The organism is Burkholderia sp. COPS (assembly GCF_019425585.1).
GTDB classification, from domain to species: Bacteria; Pseudomonadota; Gammaproteobacteria; order Burkholderiales; family Burkholderiaceae; genus Burkholderia; species Burkholderia cepacia.
In genome coordinates this window covers 66,452-85,528 of sequence record NZ_WIXR01000030.1, presented here as the reverse complement: position 1 = coordinate 85,528, position 19,077 = coordinate 66,452, and the positions used below count along the sequence as shown (strand labels likewise).

The following is a 19,077-nucleotide window of genomic DNA, read 5'->3' as shown; positions in this document are numbered from 1 at the left end:
CGGCCGCCGCCCGGCCGCCGCCCGGCCGCGCTGGCGTGCCGATACCAGCCACACGGCGGGTTGGTTCTATCCGCGCCCCAATCGTCCTGATTTACTTGAGCCTCCCGCTACCCGCGTAGCGTGGCGCCCCGTCGCGCCGCCGCGCAGGTTGCGTTCCATGACATCCGAGGAATCTCATGACCGCCGACTCACGCCCCGATCAATTCGTCCTGACGCTGTCGTGCCCGAGCGCGGCCGGCCAGGTCGCCGCCGTCGTCGGCTTTCTCGAGCGCCATCGCTGCTACGTCGATGCGCTGAACGTGTTCGACGACGATCTCAGCAATCGCTTCTTCGTGCGCTGCGTGTTTCATCCGACCGATGAAACGCTGCAGATCGACGCGCTGCGCCGGGAATTCGGGCCAATCGCGACCGCGCTCGGCGGCGGCGGCGAAGGCGACACGCAATGGGCAATTCACGACGTGAATGCACGGCCGAAGGTGCTGATCATGGTGTCGAAGCTCGAGCACTGCCTCGCGGACCTGCTGTTCCGCTGGCGGATGGGCGAGCTGAAGATGGACATCGTCGGCATCGTGTCGAACCATCCCGACTTCGAGCCGCTCGCCGCGCAACACGGCCTGCCGTTCCGCCATTTCCCGATCACGGCCGATACGAAGGCTCAACAGGAAGCGCAATGGCTCGACTTCTTCGAGTCGAGCGGCGCCGAGCTCGTGATCCTCGCGCGCTACATGCAGGTGCTGTCGCAAGAGACGAGCGCGAAGCTCGCGAACCGTGCAATCAACATCCATCATTCGTTCCTGCCCGGCTTCAAGGGCGCGAAGCCGTATCACCAGGCGCATGCGCGCGGCGTGAAGCTGATCGGCGCGACCGCGCACTTCGTCACCGACGATCTCGATGAAGGCCCGATCATCGAGCAGGTCGTCGAGCGCGTCGATCATGCGCTGCGTCCGGAGCAATTGCTCGCGGTGGGGCGCGACGTCGAATGCATCACGCTCGCGCGTGCGGTGAAGGCGTTCATCGAGCGGCGGGTGTTTTTGAACGGCGATCGGACGGTGGTGTTTTCGTAAGCGGGCGGGCTTCGCCGTCCGTCACGCGGAAGCCGACGGCACGCGCGCACGCGCCGTGCCGATTCGTCGTGCCCGGTGTCGCAGATAGAGGTTGTTGAGGATCAGCGCCACGCCCGTCAGCGCGGCGCCCAGGATCTGCGCGCGGTTGGGCACGACGCCCGTGACCGCGGATACGATGAATGCCGTGATGGGCACGATGTCCATGAACAGCACGCCGTTCATCGGCCCGAGGTTCCGGTTGCCCGTCATCCACAGCAGGATCGCGCCGAAGCCGGCCACCGGCCCCATGTACGCGAGATGCGGCAGCACCGCATGCACCGCGGCGAGTGACGGTGCCACGATCCGGTGCGTCGCGATCAGCACCAGGTTGACTGCGACGATCGTGGTCAGTCCAAGCCACGTCGTGAAGGTCGTGTATTTCAGTGCCGACCATTTCGTGAACCGCGCTGCGCCAAACGTATAGACGACCCAGCACAACGCGCCGACGACGATCAGCGCGTTGGCCGCGTAGTGCTGCGGTTCGTGCAGTGCGGCGATCACGTCGCCGCGCGTGATGACGAGCGCGACGCCGGTAAAGGACAGGACGACGAACAGCACCGACACCGGCGCGGGCGCGACGCGCCGCACCAGTGCGTTGAGCAGCAGCCCCATCATCGGCTGCGTGGCCATCATGATCGATGCGGTCAGCGCGCCCTCGTCGCCGGCCAGCTGCTGGCCCAGGAACACGAACGACCCGAATCCGCAGAAGCCGACCGATCCGAGCAGCCATGCGAGCGCCACGGGTTCTCCGGCGGAACGAAACGCACCGGGCCCTTCGACGACCCGCAGCAACACGAGGAAGCACATCCCGGCGATCAGGTAGCGCAGCGACGTGAACGTAAAGGGATCGATGTACCGCAACGCATCGGTCATCACCGGAAACATCACGCCCATCAGGATCGTTGCGGTCACACATGCGACGACGCCTTTCCCGTACGCGTTCGCGGCGGGCATTGCGAGTGTTGCGTCATTCATGACCGATCATTCCCAAATTGATTGAAAAATGAGGCCGGTACGGCTGCGCGCAGCGGCAGTGTCGTATTGCGTTCGTTACCCTGTTTGCCTGCCCTTCACGGTCGCGATGCGGAGCCTCGGTAAGCCTCGCATTTGAAACCATTCATTCTCAAAATAACCAAAAAAATCAGGTCAGTGCCCGCATCGCGATTTCGACGATCGATGCCAGCTCCGCCTCCGATGCACTCGACTTGCCCAACACACGCATGCCCTGGATCAGGCACAACAGGAACCGGCCCACCTCCTCCGGATCGAGATGCCGGTCGAAATCGCCCGACTGCTGGCCTCGCGCGACAGCCAGGCTGAATTGCGAGCCAATGCGCAGCAAGGTCGATTCGATGTACGGGCGCAGCGCGTCGTCGCCGGGCAGGAGTTCGACGGCCGAATTCGTGATGAAGCAGCCGCGCCGCTCCGACAGGCGTGCGCCGATCTCCGTGTAGTACAGGAGCGCCGCCTTGAGTGCCTGCCGTGGCGGCAGATCCGCCGCGAGACGCTCCTTGAGCCGTGCGATCGCACCCTCCGCATAGCGGTCGAACGCGGCGACCAGCAACCCGTGCTTGTCGCCGAAGGTGCGGTACAGGCTGCCGCGAAAGACACCGGTCGCCTCGCACAACGCGTCGATCGATGTCGCGTGATACCCCTGCTCCCAGAACACGCGTGCCGCCGCGTCGATCACCTCGTCGGTGTCGAATTCGCGTGGGCGGCCCCTGTCACGGGAGCTGGGAGAGGTCGGGCTCATGAGTCCGGATATTAGAACCGATCATTCCCAAAATCAAGCTCGAACACCGAAAGTCGTCGACGACCAGCTCACCGCGCAGCAGAACTCCCCTTGTCACAGCTCGCGGCAGAGCAGGCATCGTTACAGAAAATACAGTCTCAAGGAGCAAATCCGTTCGACGACTCGCACCCGGACAACTGGTTGCCGGTATACGTTCATGCCAAACTGATGACGGTCGACGACGCATTCATGACGCTGGGCTCGGCGAACGTGAACATCCGAAGCATGAACGTCGATAGCGAGCTCAATATCTGTCACGAGAACAGCGATGTCACGAAGCCGTTGCGAAGGAAGCTTTGGGGGCTTCACACCAAAAACCAGGGCGCCCAGGATGATGTCACGAGCGCTTTCACTGGCTGGACCATGGTTCTCGGCCAGAACAAGATCAACGAAGACAAAGGGCTTGCTCCGTTTGCATCGCTTGTCAAATTCGCGAGAGCTTCTGACAGTCGCACCTACGACGATTGATCGATGAAAAAATACATACTGCTTATTTCATTTGCCGTACTCGTCTGTGCCTGCTCGAAAAAGGATACTCCCGTGCCCCAATCGACCCAGCTACCCGATCTGAACACCGTGCACGCCAATCTCGCATTCAACTGCGCGCATGAGGCTGATCATCTCCCGGCGCTTGATCCGAAAGCTGACCTTCTGTACCAGTACGCCAGATACCTGCAAAAGCAGAGCGGACCAAAAGACTTCGACGATATCGTCCGTTACTATCGGATCGCGGCAGCATACGGTCACTACAAGGCGAACAACAACGCTCAACTCCTGATTTCGCAAGAACTGGCCCACTCGCCCAACGCGCCGAAAGAATCCGTGGACCTTGCAGCACAGCTCGTCGAACAAGGCATTCCCGCCGGATACTATGACATTGGCCACTATCTCGAGATTGGGTACGGCCTGAAACAGGATCCGGACGTATCGTTGCGTTACTTTCGCAAAGCGGCTGACTTGGGAAGCCCGCAGGCCCAGTATTACGTTGGGGAACTACTCGCTCCACGAGACAATGCACCTGCCATTGCAAAACAAATGCGGGAATGCGCTACGGCGCAAGGCTATGGGAAAGCAGCTTTGATGCTCGGACTGGACTTGAAGACCGACGGGGCATACCCGGAGGCGCTGAAGACCTTCCAGAAAGGCGTCGAGGCCGGAAGTACCGAATGCGCGTTTACACTGGAAAATGCATTTCGAGGGCCGTCGAAATCCGACACGCTGTATTACCTGTCGCTCTCGAACGATCCTGAGCGCTCCAGACGATATCAAGTGATCGGCAAATTCATCAACAGCAACGATGGCCGTAACCCCAAGGTTCCCGATATCGACAAGATCGTCCCTCTGCCGCCGGCCAAGCTCCCGCCCTGGGACGGTACCTTCCAGTGGCAAAAGGAGCAGGATGCCGCCGCGCCTCCGCAAAAGCCTTCTGACGAGATGATCAACGAAATGGCGAAGGCGAAGCACCTCGATCCGGCGACGGGCTTGCCGCTCGCCGGCGTACAGGACAAGACTTCGGCTGAGCCGCAACCGGCAACCCTCGCGGCTCGACTGCCGATCGGAACGGTCGCTCGCACCGGGGAACGCTGCCCCGAAGACGGCGTCTGGTGTGCGGCGCTGAAGGAAGGCCAGGCTGGCGACTCGGAACGACGGTTCCTGAAGGGCGATACGCAGCCTTCGATCATCGTGCACGAATCAAGAGCGCTTCCGCTTCTCGATCGCGTGATCGGCATGCGCCAACAGACCACGCAAGTCGCGTGGCGGCTTGTGTCGTACCTCGATCAGGCCTGACGCACGCGCGCCGGGCAATCGTGAAGCGCAAGCAGTGCACCAGCTCCTCTCGCGTCGGACCCGTGTGCGGTTTCCGTGTCCGGCGCAAGAGTCGCCTTGCTCACCACCCGCTCACTTCACCCACGCAAAGTAATACGACAACCAGATCGTGAGCCCTGCCCCGACCAGCGCCGCATACGGCATCAGGTTGAGCCACATCGCTCGCTTCGGCACCTCGAGTTCCATGTCGCGCTGCATCTGCGCAGGGAACCGGCCGCGATCCTGCCAGTAGTGGCGATAGAGAAACACCGGCACGATCAGCAGCATCGCGATGAGCCCGTTGCGCAGCGTGCCTTCGCCCTGCAGGTTCGCGCCCGCGCCGACATAGACGAGGTTCGCGTAGCCGCAGATCGAGCCGGCAACGAGCAGCCATGTCGGGCAGCGGAACGGCCGATCCCAGTTGCCGCGGTCCATCCGGTGGATCCAGCCCGACTGAAGATTCAGGAATACGAACAGCATGTAGCAGACGTTCGAGATCGACAGCACCGTCATGTAGTCCGACATCATCAGCAACACGAGGTTGAAGCCGAGATCGGTCCACATCGCGCGCGTGGGCGAGCCGTGCTCGTTCACGTGCGACAGGTACTTCGGCAGCCAGCCGTCGACCGATGCCTGGTACAGCGTGCGCGACGAGCCCATCATCGACGTCATCACGATCAGCAGGATCGACAGCATCAGCATCACGACGACCGCGTTCGCGACCCACGCGCCGCCGCCGACGATCTTCGCCATTGCGGCCGCGACGCCGGTGCCGTCGCCGATCGACGGATCGAGCATCGCCTGCGTGCCGAGCGCACCCTGGAACGCCATCGGCACGAGCGTCATCACGACGAGGCACAGCGCGCCCGACCAGAAGATCGCCTTGGCGGTATCGCGACGCGGGTCGCGGAATTCGCGCGTGTAGCAGACGGCCGTCTCGAAACCATACGACGCCCAGCCGGCCATGAACATCGCACCGAGCGCCATCGTGACGCCCTGCCCGTTCCACGAGCCGAACGTCGCGGTCGTGAGATTGCCCTGTGCGTCGTGACCGAGCGGCAGCAGCGGGAGCAGGTTCGACATCGGCACGTCGCCCGTGACGAACGGCACGATGCCGACGATCAACAGCGGCGTGAGCGACGCGATGCCGAGAATGCGCTGCGTGCGCGCCGCCTTCGATGCACCGCTGTGTTGAAGCTTGAACGTGATGAGAAGCAGGATCGTCGCGATGATGAACGTCGCATTGATCCGCAGGGACAGACCCGGCTTGATGAACCCGAGATCCGCAACCTTGAGCTGCCAGTGCAGCACCGCCGCGTCGGCGGGAAAGAGACTCGTGAGCGCATAGCTCGCCGCGAGGCCGCAGCCGAGCGCGAGCATCGGCGACCACGCGAGCCAGTTGCACCACACGGAAACCGGGGCAATCAGCTTGCTGTAACGAACCCAGCCGATCGCGCCATATACGGACGCGCCGCCCGATTTATGGGGAAATAGCCCCGATATTTCCGCATAAGTCGCGCTCTGAATCAGCCCCATCGTGATCGCGGCGATCCAGATCGCCCACGCGGGCTGGCCGATCGTCGCGCATACGCCGCCGATCGTGAACAGCACGCCTGCGGGCACGCCGCTCGTTACCCAAAAAGCGTCTTTCCAAGTCAGGCCACGATGCAGCGTGTGGCCCGTCGAATCATGTGAGATGGTTGCCTCAACATCACTGGTGCTGTTCGCACGCAGTCCTGCCTGACTCATCCAATTCCTCCTGTGATGACTCCGCACAAGGGCCGCAGTGTAACAACATACCGGCTTTCTTGCAGAATCAAAAAAATAATTCCGGGATATGATCGCATCGCAGTGCAATTATTTCGCTATCCTGCCGATCAATCCCGGACTGTCTCTTCGTCTTTTTATTGCGGCGAATCGTGGCGGCTTATTGCGCGCCTTCCGTCCACGAATTCACGCGGTCCGCATGCGCTGCAATCCATGCATCGGCAGCCGCTTCCGGCTTCGAGCCGTTCTGGATCGCGAGCATCACGCTGTCGATCTCGCCCGGCTTCCACTGGAATTTCTTCAGGAACGCAACGACCGGCTTGGCCTTCGTTTCGAGCTGCGGGTTCACGACACTGTCGACATGCTCCGCACCGCCGAACACCTTCTTCGGATCCTCGAGGAAGCGCAGCTTCCACTTCGCGAACATCCAATGCGGCGCCCAGCCGGTCACGATCACCGGCTTGTTCGCGCCGACCGAGCGCGACAACTCGGCCGTCATCGCGCTGCCCGAGCTCGGCATCAGCGTGTAGTTCAACCCGTAGCTCTTGATCGCGTCGTCGGTCTTGCGCATCACGCCCGCACCTGCGTCGATACCGACGATCCGGCCGCCGAAGCTGCTTTTTTCGGCATTCAGGTCGTCGATGCTCTTCGCCTTCACGTACGCGGGCACGATCAGGCCGATCTTCGCATCGGGGAAATTCGCGCCGAGGTCGACGACCTTGGCCTTGTACTCGTCCCAGTACGAGCCGTGCGTGACCGGCAGCCACGCGGACAGCGTCGCGTCGAGGTCACCGCGCGCGACGCCCTGCCACATGATGCCTGCAGCGACCGGCACGAGCTTCACCTCATAGCCGAGTTTCTTCTCGATCACGCGCGCCGCGACGTTCGACGTCGCCACGCTGTCGTCCCAGCCTTCGACGTAGCCGATCTTCAGCGTGGGCTTCGTATCGGCGAGCGCCGATGCGCTCAGTGCCACCATCGCCGACAGTGCGCCGGTCCACATCAGTTTTCCGAACAGCTTCATGGTCGATCTCCTTGAAATGCGCACCGTGCGCGTTGTCTCTCTAGGTTCTTCAACCACAAATCCGCGGTATCGTTGTTTTCCGACGGATGCTTGTCCGGACGCGACGCGCCCGGACAGCCGATGGCGAGTTTCGACTACTTGTCGATCACGAGATCCGACAGCGGCTTGCTGCAGCACAGCAGCACCATCCCCTGGTCGATCTCGCGCTGGCGGATACCGCCGTTGTGCTTCATTTCAACCTGCCCCGACACGAGCTTCACCTTGCAGGTGCCGCACATGCCCTGCGTGCACGAGGCCGGCAGCCGCACGCCGGACTGGCGCGCCGCATCCAGCACGTGCTGCTCCGAGCCGCATGAAATCTCGCGATTGCTCTTTGCGAAGCTGACCGTGTACTGCTTCGTATCGGTGTCGGCGCCTTCGGCGGGCGGGGCGAGATCGGCGAGCAGCTCGTCGCTTGCGGTCTGCGCGAGCGTTTCGAACGAGAAGCTCTCCTCGTGATACTGCTTGCGATCGAAGCCGGCTTCGTCGAGCAGGTCGCGCACGGCCTTCATGTACGGCGCGGGGCCGCACGTGAAGATCTCGCGCTCCATGAAATCCGGTGCGATCAGCTTCAGCAGCGGCAGCGTCAGGAAGCCCGTGACGCCCGGCCAGTTGGTGCGCGCGCCGACGCGCTCGACGACGAACGACGTGCGGAAATTTGTGTGGTTCGACGCGATCAGGTCGAGCTCGCGCGCGAAGATGATGTCGTCCGGCGTGCGTGCGCTGTGCACGAACAGGATGTCGCGATCCTCGGCGAGATCGTGGTGCGCGCGGCTCATCGACATCAGCGGCGTGACACCCGAGCCCGCCGACAGGAACAGGTACTTGCGCGCCGGATGTCGTGCGCACGTGAATTCGCCGGCCGGGCCGAGTACGCGCACCGGTGCGCCCGGCTGCAGGTTGTCGTGCAGCCAGTTCGACACCTTGCCGCCCGGCACGCGCTTCACCGTGATCGACACCGTGTGCGGCCGCGCGGGCGACGACGAGATCGTGTAGCAGCGGTTGATCGTTTCGCCGTCGATGTCGAGCTCGAGCGTGAGGAACTGCCCGGGCTCGAACGAGAACGAGCGGCCCTGCGGCGAACGGAAGAAGAAACTCTTCACGTCGTGCGTTTCCTGCCGCACATGGCAACACACCAGCGTTTCCTCGACGTCGCTCGTCCAGCGCTCGGGAAGGGCGTTCCAGAACGCCGGGCGTGTGACCCGGCTGTCCACCGGCTCGAAATTGGCCGCATCTCGCATCATCTGTAACTCCGCTTCAGTGCTGGGTACTACGCGCCGGTTTTTTCGGCGAGCCGGCCGATGTACCAGGCCGAGAATTTTTCGACGAGACCCTCCGTGAACGGCGAGTACGGGCCCGGCTCGTACGCGCTGCTGGTCGCGCCGCGCTGCGAGAACTCGACGAGCGCGCGATCCTGGTCGTTCGTGGCGTTCCACACGGCCGTCAGGTTCTTCACGTCGTAGTCGATGCCTTCCTTCGCGTCCTTGTGCACGAGCCACTTCGTGCGCACGAGCGTCTTGCCGGCCGACAGCGGGATCACCGAGAACGTCACGATGTGATCGCTCATGAAGTGGTGCCACGAGTTCGGCTGCGTCCAGAACGACAGCCCGCCGAGGTCGGCCTTGTCGAAGCCGCCGAGCAGCTTCTTCGACGCGACCTTCGCGTCGAGCGTCTGCGATTCGCCGTGGCGATCGAGCGGCAGGCGCTGCGTGCGGAAACCCGTCACGTCGAGCAGCTTCTCGATCTCGGCGGACGGCAGGCCCATCTCGGCCCACTCCTTGCCGCGCCGCACGCAGGTTTCCGCAAACGCATCCATGCCTTCCGCGTTGGCGTCGGAACGCTGGTAGCCGAAACCGTATTCGTACAGCGAGATGGTGAGCTCCGGATGGTTCGCGACGCAGTGATAGCACTCGCGGTTGTTCTCCATCGTGAGCTTCCAGTTGCCTTCCTCGATGATGTCGATCTGCGCGGCGATCTTCGTGTTCGGCAGGTCGTGCGGCAGCAGGTACGGCTCCATCTCGGCGCGCAGCTGCGCGAAATCGACCGGCGGCTCGTCGGCGAGGCAGATGAAGATCAGGCCCGCGAGGTTCTCGACGTGCACCGACTTCAGGCTGTGCTTGCAGCGGTCGAACTTCTCGCCCATGTGCTCGGCGAACATCAGCTGGCCCGTCAGGTTGTAGGTCCAGCTGTGGTACGGGCACACGATGTTGCCGACCGAGCCCTTGTCCTCGTTGCACAGGCGCGCGCCGCGGTGACGGCACACGTTGTGGAACGCGCGGATCGCCATGTCGTCGTCACGCACGATCAGGATCGAATCGCTCCCCAGCTCCACGGTCACGTAGTCGCCCGGCTCGGGAATGTCCGGCTCGACCGCCACCTGGATCCAGTGCTGGCGGAAAATCGCCTCCATGTCGAGCGCGAAAATGTCCTCGCTCGTGTAGAACGGCGCTTCGAGGCTGTAACCTTCCTTGCGCCGCTCGATCAATGCACGAATGTCTGCCGATACTTTCATCGTTTGCTCCGGATTCCTTGCATCCCTGGGTTCTTGCCGACAGGCATCAAAATCAGTAGTCGATGAGCTGATGCTCGCGCAAATACGCGAGGATCACTTGTGCTTTTTCGACCGAACTCCCTTCATTTACGACGTTGCCGCCACGGCTTTCGGTCGTCGTCGCGGACAGCATCCGGGCATGCCCGGAGCGCTTCTCGGCGGCGACCAGCTTTACGGGTTTACGCTCGACCGGGCCGACCGTCCACGCAGCCGCGTCGGCGTCCGCGCCGGGCGCCGCGAGCGCGGGCCGGATCGCGCCGGCGCGCAGCCGCGCATACGCGTAACGCGGCTCGGCATTCGCGAGCGGATGGACGGCGACAACGGCCGGCAGTGCCGCGTCCACGCGCCGCCGCAGCCCTTTCGGCAAAAATTGCCGGACCGCCGCACGGCCGCCCTCGACCGTCACGTCGACGGCCGAGCCGACCAGCGGATAGCCAAGCGCCGCGGCGATGCGATACGGCAGCATGCCGGTGTCGTACGCGCCCTCGGCGCGCGTGCCGGTCAGCACGAGGTCGTAGCCGCCGATACGCGCGGCGAGCGCGTGCACGGCATCGTCGCCGTCGCGGCAGGCCAGCACCTCGACCTCCCGTGCGCCGAGCGCGAGATATTCGGCAAGCGCCGCGTTCGCGGGATCGCCGGCGTGGATCACGTCGAGCGTCGCGCGATGCCGCTCGGCGAGCTGGCGGCCGGTTTCGAGCGCGGCCGCGTCGTTGCGGCTGTAGCGCGCGACGCCGCTGACCGGATGACGGCCGACGGACACGAGCACCGCGATGCGTTGCAAGGGACGGGGGGCGTTCATGCGGCGACTCCTTCCGGTTCACGGGTGCCGACCGCGGCCGGCGATTCTCCACGCGCGGCGCGCGCGGCCTGCACCTGCTCGATCAGCGCGGCAATCGTCGCCTGCGCATCGCCCACCACCGTCAGGTTCGCGCGTTTCGCGATCGGTGCGCTGCCGTCGAGGTTCACCGCGATCACGTGGCGGCAGTCCTTGATCCCCTGCAGGTGCTGCACCGCGCCCGAGATGCCGAACGCGATGTACACGCTCGCCTCGACCGTCTTGCCGGTCGCGCCGACCTGCTTGTCGCGCGTGAAGTGACCGTTGTCGACCGCGACGCGGCTCGCGCCGATCGCCGCGCCGAACACGCCGGCCAGCCGCTCGAACGCACCGATGTCGGATACGCCGTTGCCGGCCGACACGATGAAATCCGCTTCCTCGAGCGCGACCTGGGCCGCGTCGATTTCATCGAGGCCGAGATCGCGATACGGCTGCGCGGCGTCATGGGCCGGGCGGATGAAGTCGGCAGCAAGACGCTCGCCCGCGCCGACGAACGGCAGCTTCGCGTCGACCGCGTTCTGCGCGAGCAGGACCACGTCGGGCAGCGCACGGGTGGCGAAGGCGCGCCCGGCCTGCGCATACGCGCCGACATGCTTCGCGTCGATCTCGACGACATGAGTCGCGACGCTCGCGCCGGCGGCCGCCGCATAACGCCGGCCGAGATCGCCGTCGCCGGTCGCGTTGTCGGGCACGAACACGTGTTTCGGCGCGAGTGCGGCCACACAGGCCTGCAATGCTTGCAGTTCGCTTTCGGGATCGAACGTGCGGCGATCGAAGCCGGTCAACTCGACCAGCTTGTCGACGCCCAGTTCGGCCACGTCGTCCTTCAGTTCGCCGAACGCGAGCAGCGCGACTTCGGTCTGGGCATCGGCGAGCAATGCGGCGGCAGCGATCGCCTGCCGCGAATGATCGTCGAGCGCGCCCCGTTCACCGTGCGCCACCACCAGCATCACGTGCTTCGGGTCCTGCACCGCGCGGCGCGGCTTCGTGGCCGCTGCGCCATGTCCGTGCGCGGACCACTGCGCGGCGTTCGCATCGGCGCTGCCTTCCTCGCCGAGCGTGATGCGCTTGAGGCCCGCGGCCGTGATGATGAACGGCCGGCGCGGATCGATTCGTTTGATCGTGTTCATCGATTCACTCCAGCGAGGCGGCGACGAGTTCGGCCACGTCGAGCACGTCGGGGCGCGGGCCCACGACGCCTTCGAGCATCGCCGTGCAGTTCGGGCAGGCAACCGCGACCACGTCCGCGCCGATCGTGCGCGCGTCGGCGATGCGGATGTCGGGAATGCGCTGCTTGCCGGGAATGTCGGTCAGCGGCGCACCGCCGCCACCGCCGCAGCAGCGGCCGCGCATGCCGTTGCGCTCCATCTCGACGACCTGGATGCCGATCGTCTTCAGCAGCTTGCGCGGCGCTTCCGTCTCGCCGTTGTAGCGGCCGAGGTAGCACGGGTCGTGATAGGTCGTGCGCTTCTCCTGCAGCGCCTCGACGGCCTTCGGCGCGATCTTGCCGCTGTCGGCCAGTTCGGCGAGAAACGTCGTGTGATGCTTGACCGTCACGCGCAGCCCGAGCGCACGGTATTCGTTGCGCAGGCTGTGCATCACGTGCGGGTCGGCCGTCACGATCTGCTTGTACGACAGCGTGCCGAGCGTGCCGATCAGGCGCTTCGCCATCTGCTGGAACGTCGCTTCGTCGCCGAGCCGGCGTGCGACGTCGCCCGTGTCGGTTTCGGTCGAGCCGAGCACCGCGTAGTCGACGCCCGCCTTGTTCAGCACCTTGACGAACGCGCGCAGCGTGCGCTGGTAGCGCATGTCGAACGCGCCCTCACCCGCGACGAACAGCACGTCGACCGGCTTGCCGGGCTGCGCGACGGGCGCGCTCAGGTCGACCGACCAGTCGTAGCGCGCGGCCGTGTCGTAGCCGCCCATCGTGCCCGTCTCGCGCAGGTTCGCGAGCACTTCCTGGCCCTTGCCCGGCACCGTGCCGTGCACCAGCGTGCGGTTGCGGCGCATGTCGACGATCGCGTCGACGTGCTCGATCAGCATCGGGCATTCCTGCACGCATGCGCGGCAGGTCGTGCACGACCACAGCGTCTGCTCCTCGATCAGGCCGGACACGATCGGGCCGTTCGGCTCGCCGCGATGCTGGCCGACCGCGAGGCCCGGCGACGGGCTGCCCGCGTATGCCGCATCGGTGCCGCCCGCCATCCCGACGACGAGATCCTGGATCAGCTTCTTCGGGTTCAGCGGCTGGCCCGACGCGAACGCGGGGCACGCGGCTTCGCACTTGCCGCACTGCACGCACGCGTCGAAGCTCAGCAGCTGGTTCCAGCGGAATTCGACCGGCTTCTCGACGCCGTACTCCTGATGCTCGATGTCCGGCAGCTTCAGCGCGGTCGGCGGCGTGGCCGTGCCGTTGCCCGTGAACGATTCACGGGTGGCCGCGAAGCGTTCCTGGCGCGGGTGGAAGGCAAGGTGCAGCAGGCCGGCGATCGCATGCTTCATCGGGCCGCCCTTCGCGGCGCCGACCGTCATCGTGAATGCGCCGACGCCGATCAGCAGCGCGCAGAGCACCGCGAACGCGCCCGACATCGCGCCGGTCGGCACCAGCATGAACAGCACGAGGCCGAGCGCGAACGAGCCGAGCAGCCACGGCAGCGTATTCCACGGGCCTTTCGACAACCGTGCGGGCACGTCCTTCGCCGCGCGCCGGCGCCACACGAACACCGCACCGACCAGCATCGCGAGCGCCGCGAGGAAGATCAGCTTGTCGAGCCACGGCGAGTAGATCGCGAGGCCGTAGTTGATGAACACCAGCGCGAGCGCGCCGATCGCGCCGCCGGCCGTCGCGACGTGGGTCTTCGCGATGTACGGATCGCGGGCGACCACGTGGTGCAGGTCGACGAAATAACGCTTCGGGATCGCGAACAGGTTCGCGACGCCGAACGCGCCGGGCGCCGTGGCGCGGCCGAGCCGCCAGTAGGACGAGCGCTTCGCGACCGCGAACGCGAGCCCCGCCACCGACAGCCACAACATGGCAGTAATGAGGAAGGACGGGTTCATCGTTTAGAAATCCTTTACGAGACGCAGCGAGTCGTAGATCGCACCGTGGACGTTGTGCATCGAGATGCAGTCGCCGACACGGAACAGCAGGAAACGGCCGTTGCCGAGTTCTTCCGACAGGCACGGCTGCGGCTCGGCCGCGAACAGCGTGTGCGGATCGATCTGGCCGCGGTTCACCGATTCCGGCTTGAGCTTCCAGTACAGCTCGTCGTTCGGCGACGAACCGTTCTCGATCACCACCTGGTCGACGGCGCGTTCTTCGAGTTCTTCCGTGTACTCGTTGCGCAGCACGGCGATCAGCTTGCCGTCCTCTTCATAGACGCGATCGAGCATCGTGTTCGGCGTCGGGATCACGCCGAACGCATACAGCCGGCGATAGAAGATCGGGAACGTCGTGCCGCCGCAATCGTCGGCGACCTTCACGTCCGGCGTGACGACCTCGACCTTCGAGCCGCGACTCGCCATGAAGTCGGCCACGCCCGCGCCGGCATGCGTGCTCACGCCGTCGAACAGCAGCACGTTCTGCTTCGGCTCGACCTTGCCGGTCAGGATGTCCCACGAGCTGACGGCGAGGCCCTCGGTCACGCCCCAGCCCGGCACCTGCCACGTGAAGCTCGACCCGCCCGTCGCGAGCACGACGATGTCCGGCTTCTCGGCCATGATCATCTTCTCGTCGGCGGCCACGCCGAGGCGGCGATCGACGCCGAGGCGCTTCGTTTCCATGTCGAACCAGCGGATGATCCCCGACATCTGTTCGCGCTGCGGCGCCTTCGCGGCGATCATCACCTGGCCGCCCACTTCGGCGTTCTTCTCGAACAGCACCACGTCGTGGCCGCGCAGCTTCGCGACGCGCGCCGCCTCGAGGCCCGCCGGGCCCGCGCCGACCACCACGACCTTGCGTTTCGGGCCGCGCGACTTCTCGATGATGTGCGGCATCGTCGCTTCGCGCGACGTCGCGGCGTTTTGAATACACAGCACGTCGAGGCCGTTGTACTGGCGGTCGATGCAGTAGTTCGCGCCGACGCACTGCTTGATTTCGTCTTCGCGGCCGTCGCGGATCTTGATCACCATGTGCGGATCGGCGATCTGCGCGCGCGTCATGCCGACCAGGTCGATCATGCCGGTCGCGAGCAGGCGCTCGGCCTGGCCCGCGTCGCGGATGCTCTGCGCATGCATCACCGGAATCTTCACGACCGACTTGATGCCGGCCGCGAGGTGCACGAACGGCTCCGGCGGCAGTGCCATCGGCGGCATGCAGTTCGCGATCGTGTTGTGCGTGTCGCCGCCCGAGCCGACCACGCTCAGGTAGTCGATCAGGCCCGTCTCCGACATCGCCTGCGCGATTTCCTTCAGCGCTTCGTGATCGAGGCCGTCCTCGTGGAATTCGTCGCCGCACATGCGCAGGCCGACGCAGAAATCCTTGCCGACCGCCTCGCGCACGGCCGTCAGCACTTCGATACCGAAGCGCAGGCGGTTTTCCAGGCTGCCGCCCCATTCGTCGGTGCGGTGGTTCGAACGCTTGCTCCAGAACTGGTCGATCAGGTGCTGGTGGGCGGCCGAGATTTCGATGCCGTCCATGCCGGCCGCCTTCACGCGCTTCGCGGCCGCCGCGAAATCGCCGATGATGCGGCGGATTTCCTCGATCTCGATGATCTTCGCGTTGCCGCGGTGCACGGGTTCGCGCACGCCCGACGGCGACATCAGGTGCGGCCAGTGCTCGCCGTGGAACGACGAGCGGCGGCCCATGTGCGTCGCCTGGATCATGATCTTCGCGCCGTGCTTGTGCATCGTGTCGGCGAGACGCGTGAGCGGATCGATGATCTTGTCGGTCGACAGGTTCACCGATTTCCACCAGCCCTGCGGGCTGTCGATCGACACCGGGCTCGACCCGCCGCAGATCGCGAGGCCGACGCCACCCTTCGCCTTCTCTTCGTAGTAGCGGATATAGCGGTCGCCCGGCAGGCCGCCCGGCTCGGCATACACCTCCGCATGCGCGGTGCTGACGATCCGGTTGCGCAGCGTCAGCTGGTTCAGCTGCATGGGTTTGAACAGGTGGGGATAACGCATCGCTGGCGACCTCTGGCGTTCGAATGTCTCGTGTTGCGGGTGTTGTTCTGCTTCAGTGAATCAATGCGTCAGTGCGCGATCGGCGACACTTCGAAGATGCAGTGGTCGTGATGCTCGGCCGCGCACTGCACTTCCTTCGAGAACGCGCGCGGCGCGCCCTTGCCTTCCGGCGTCGTGTCGTTGACCCAGTCCATCGCGCCCGCGAACCAGCCCGCGAACATGTAGCAGAGCTTGCCTTCCTTGCCCGGCTGCTGGAGCACGAACGACGAGTGGCGCAGTTCGATCTTCGCGCGCGCGCTGGCCGGATCGGCCTCGATGATCGAGAACAGGCCCCAGCCGCGCTGCGACAGGCGCTTCAGGTAGTGCTCGAACACGGCCATGCCGCTCAGGCCGTGCAGCTTCGCTTCCTTGTCGCACCAGTGGTAAGCGGACTTGTAGCCGGCCTTGTAGAGGATCTCGGCATACGCTTCGACGCCGAGCGCTTCCTCGACCGCGACGTGGTTGTTCGTGAAGAAGTGGCGCGGCACGTACAGCATCGGCAGCGCGTCGGTGGTCCAGACGCCGGTATCGGGATCGACGTTGATCGGCAGTTGCGGTTGCATCGTGGTGACTCCGTGAGGAAATGGGTCGCGCGGCTCAATGCGCGGGCGCGACATCGTCCGCGTGCCCGCGCGGCTTGCGCGGGCACGTCCCGATTTTTGTTGTTGAATCGCTGCGGGTGAGGCGGTCCGGCGTTCGCGGCGCTTACGCGCCCCAGACGTCCTTGAACACGCGCACCCAGTTCTCGCCCATGATCTTGCGGATGCGCGACTCCTTCCAGCCGTGGCGTTCCATCGCGGCAGTCAGGTTCGGAAATTCGCCGATCGTGCGGATGCCGTCGGGGTTGATCACCTTGCCGAAGTTCGTCAGCTGGCGATAACGACCCTTGTCATGCGTGAGCATGTCGAAGAATTCCTTCGCGTAGTCCTGCGTGAAATCCGTGCCGATGCCGACCGCGTCCTCGCCGATCAGGTTCACGACGTAGTCGATCGCCTCGATGTAGTCGTCGATGTTCGCTTCGATCCCGCGCTTCAGGAACGGCGCGAACATCGTCACGCCGACGAAGCCGCCCGCGTCGGCGATCTCCTTCAGCTGTTCGTCGCTCTTGTTGCGCGGATGCTCCTTCAGGCCCGACGGCAGGCAGTGCGAATAGCACACCGGCTTCTTCGAGAACGCGATCGCTTCCGACGACGTGTTGCCGCCCACATGCGACAGGTCGACCATGATGCCGACGCGGTTCATCTCGGTGATCACTTCGCGGCCGAAGTCCGACAGGCCGCCGTCACGCTCGTAGCAGCCGGTGCCGACCAGGTTCTGCGTGTTGTAGCAGAGCTGCACGACGCGCACGCCCATGTCGGCGAACGCCTCGATGTAGCCGATGTTGTCCTCGAACGCATGCGCGTTCTGGAAGCCGAGGATCACGCCGGTCTTGTCTTCCTTCTTCGCGCGGAAGATGTCTTCCGTCGTGCGCACCAGCGTCAGCAGCTCGCTGTTGTCGCGGATCTTCTTCTTCATCACGCCGATGTTGTCGACGGTCTTCGTGAAGTTCTCCCAGACCGACACCGTGCAGTTCGCGGCCGTGATGCCGCCGCGGCGCATGTCTTCGAACACCGGCTTCTCGAACTTCGAGATGTTCAGACCGTCGATGATGATGCTGTCTTGATGCAGCGTGCTCATGAGTAGCTCCAGTATTGTCGGGTCGGTCGGATCAATAGATCGGGAAGCGTTCGCACAACGCGAAGATCTCGCGGCGCACGCGCTGTTCGGTGGCGTGGTCGCCTTCCGGGTTCGCGCGCAGCGCGTCGAACACTTCCAGGATCAGGCGGCCCACCTCGCGGAACTCCGCGACGCCGAAGCCGCGCGTCGTGCCGGCCGGCGTGCCGAGGCGGATGCCCGACGTGACGGTCGGCTTCTCGGTGTCGAACGGAATGCCGTTCTTGTTGCAGGTGATGCCCGCACGCTCCAGCGCCTGCTCGACCGGCGCGCCCTTCAGGCCCTTCGGGCGCAGGTCGACCAGCAGCAGGTGGTTGTCGGTGCCGCCGGTCACGAGATCGACGCCGCCCGCCTTCAGCACTTCGCCGAGCGCCTGGGCGTTCGCGAGCACGTTGTCGATGTAGGTCTTGAAGTCCGCATGCAGCACTTCGCCGAACGCCACCGCCTTGCCGGCGATCACGTGCATCAGCGGGCCGCCCTGCAGGCCGGGGAACACGGCCGAGTTGATCTTCTTCGCGATGTCCTCGTCGTTGGTCAGCACGAAGCCGCCGCGCGGGCCGCGCAGCGTCTTGTGGGTGGTCGACGTGACGACGTGCGCATGCTCGACCGGGTTCGCGTGGCGGCCCGCGGCGATCACGCCGGCGATGTGCGCCATGTCGACCATCAGCTTCGCGCCAACGCTGTCTGCAATCGCGCGGAAGCGCGCGAAGTCGAGCGCGCGCGGGTATGCCGAGAAGCCGGCGATGATCAGGTTCGGCTTGTGCTCGTGTGCGAGCGCTTCGACCTGGTCGTAGTCGATCAGCATCGTGTCGCGGTTCACGCCGTACTGGACCGCGTTGAACCACTTGCCCGACAGCGCCGGCTTCGCGCCGTGCGTCAGGTGGCCGCCGGCATCCAGCGACATGCCGAGCACCGTGTCGCCCGGCTTCGCCAGCGCGAGCATGACCGAACCGTTCGCCTGCGCGCCCGAGTGCGGCTGCACGTTCGCATAACCGGCATTGAAGATCTGCTTGACGCGCTCGATCGCCAGCGCCTCGACTTCGTCCGCGAACTCGCAGCCACCGTAGTAGCGCTTGCCGGGATAGCCTTCCGCGTACTTGTTGGTCAGCACCGAGCCCTGCGCCTCGAGCACGGCTCGCGACACGATGTTTTCCGACGCGATCAGCTCGACCTGCGACTGCTGACGCTCGAGTTCCTTCAGGATGGCGCTGCGCACCGGCGCGTCGCGCTCGGCAAGGGACTGCGAGAAGAAAGGCTGGGTGTTCGACATAGTGCGTCCGT

The 19,077-nt window shown here is 64.8% G+C and carries 16 protein-coding genes; 3 read left to right on the top strand and 13 right to left on the bottom strand.

Annotation, left to right across the window (positions count from 1 at the left end; genetic code table 11):
- Positions 1-176 precede the first annotated feature (176 nt).
- Positions 177-1,064 (top strand): formyltetrahydrofolate deformylase, encoded by an 888-nt coding sequence (gene purU / locus FOZ70_RS24825; protein ID WP_219707047.1) that lies wholly within the window; start codon positions 177-179, stop codon positions 1,062-1,064.
- Positions 1,065-1,085: 21 nt separating this feature from the next.
- Here purU and FOZ70_RS24820 read toward each other — a convergent pair whose 3' ends face one another.
- Together FOZ70_RS24820 and FOZ70_RS24815 are read right to left on the bottom strand one after the other, a co-directional pair.
- Positions 1,086-2,078, bottom strand: a complete 993-nt coding sequence (locus tag FOZ70_RS24820) for a DMT family transporter (RefSeq protein ID WP_219707045.1) — start codon at positions 2,076-2,078, stop codon at positions 1,086-1,088.
- 166 nt (positions 2,079-2,244) lie between these two features.
- Positions 2,245-2,856: a TetR/AcrR family transcriptional regulator gene (locus FOZ70_RS24815; protein WP_048026439.1), complete on the bottom strand. Its 612-nt coding sequence runs from the start codon at positions 2,854-2,856 to the stop codon at positions 2,245-2,247.
- Positions 2,857-2,946: 90 nt separating this feature from the next.
- Here FOZ70_RS24815 and FOZ70_RS24810 point away from each other — a divergent pair, with 90 nt between their 5' ends.
- Together FOZ70_RS24810 and FOZ70_RS24805 are read left to right on the top strand one after the other, a co-directional pair.
- Entirely contained in the window at positions 2,947-3,363 is a 417-nt protein-coding gene (locus FOZ70_RS24810; RefSeq protein WP_219707043.1) for a phospholipase D-like domain-containing protein, read from the top strand.
- 3 nt (positions 3,364-3,366) lie between these two features.
- On the top strand, positions 3,367-4,683 hold the full coding sequence (locus FOZ70_RS24805) for a sel1 repeat family protein (RefSeq protein WP_219707041.1): 1,317 nt from the start codon (positions 3,367-3,369) through the stop codon (positions 4,681-4,683).
- A gap of 111 nt (positions 4,684-4,794) precedes the next feature.
- Here the strand turns inward: FOZ70_RS24805 and FOZ70_RS24800 are convergent, their stop codons facing one another.
- The 11 genes from FOZ70_RS24800 to FOZ70_RS24750 all read right to left on the bottom strand — a co-directional run bounded on the left by FOZ70_RS24800 (position 4,795) and on the right by FOZ70_RS24750 (position 19,066).
- Entirely contained in the window at positions 4,795-6,450 is a 1,656-nt protein-coding gene (locus tag FOZ70_RS24800) for an APC family permease (protein ID WP_021160640.1), read from the bottom strand.
- 178 nt (positions 6,451-6,628) lie between these two features.
- Positions 6,629-7,492, bottom strand: a complete 864-nt coding sequence (locus FOZ70_RS24795; RefSeq protein WP_021160639.1) for a glycine betaine ABC transporter substrate-binding protein — start codon at positions 7,490-7,492, stop codon at positions 6,629-6,631.
- Positions 7,493-7,626: 134 nt separating this feature from the next.
- Positions 7,627-8,775 carry a hybrid-cluster NAD(P)-dependent oxidoreductase gene (locus tag FOZ70_RS24790; protein WP_021160638.1) on the bottom strand — a complete coding sequence of 383 codons (1,149 nt, stop codon included), beginning with the start codon at positions 8,773-8,775 and terminating at the stop codon, positions 7,627-7,629.
- A gap of 26 nt (positions 8,776-8,801) precedes the next feature.
- Positions 8,802-10,043, bottom strand: a complete 1,242-nt coding sequence (locus FOZ70_RS24785; RefSeq protein ID WP_021160637.1) for an aromatic ring-hydroxylating dioxygenase subunit alpha — start codon at positions 10,041-10,043, stop codon at positions 8,802-8,804.
- Between the two features lie 52 nt (positions 10,044-10,095).
- Positions 10,096-10,881, bottom strand: a complete 786-nt coding sequence (locus FOZ70_RS24780) for an electron transfer flavoprotein subunit beta/FixA family protein (RefSeq protein ID WP_219707039.1) — start codon at positions 10,879-10,881, stop codon at positions 10,096-10,098.
- The gene (locus tag FOZ70_RS24775; protein WP_219707037.1) at positions 10,878-12,047 is read right to left on the bottom strand and encodes an electron transfer flavoprotein subunit alpha/FixB family protein; all 1,170 of its coding nucleotides are present in this window, start codon (positions 12,045-12,047) and stop codon (positions 10,878-10,880) included. Before FOZ70_RS24775 ends, FOZ70_RS24780 begins: the two co-directional genes overlap by 4 nt.
- A gap of 4 nt (positions 12,048-12,051) precedes the next feature.
- Positions 12,052-13,977, bottom strand: a complete 1,926-nt coding sequence (locus FOZ70_RS24770; RefSeq protein ID WP_219707035.1) for a (Fe-S)-binding protein — start codon at positions 13,975-13,977, stop codon at positions 12,052-12,054.
- Between the two features lie 3 nt (positions 13,978-13,980).
- Positions 13,981-16,044 carry an NADH:flavin oxidoreductase gene (locus FOZ70_RS24765; protein ID WP_219707033.1) on the bottom strand — a complete coding sequence of 688 codons (2,064 nt, stop codon included), beginning with the start codon at positions 16,042-16,044 and terminating at the stop codon, positions 13,981-13,983.
- 68 nt (positions 16,045-16,112) lie between these two features.
- On the bottom strand, positions 16,113-16,646 hold the full coding sequence (locus tag FOZ70_RS24760; RefSeq protein WP_219707031.1) for a DUF5943 domain-containing protein: 534 nt from the start codon (positions 16,644-16,646) through the stop codon (positions 16,113-16,115).
- A gap of 142 nt (positions 16,647-16,788) precedes the next feature.
- A complete protein-coding gene (locus FOZ70_RS24755) occupies positions 16,789-17,760 on the bottom strand; it encodes a dipeptidase (protein WP_021160631.1) in 972 nt (323 codons plus the stop codon).
- A 31-nt stretch (positions 17,761-17,791) separates the two neighbouring features.
- On the bottom strand, positions 17,792-19,066 hold the full coding sequence (locus FOZ70_RS24750) for a serine hydroxymethyltransferase (protein WP_048026434.1): 1,275 nt from the start codon (positions 19,064-19,066) through the stop codon (positions 17,792-17,794).
- Between the last annotated feature and the right edge of the window lie 11 nt (positions 19,067-19,077).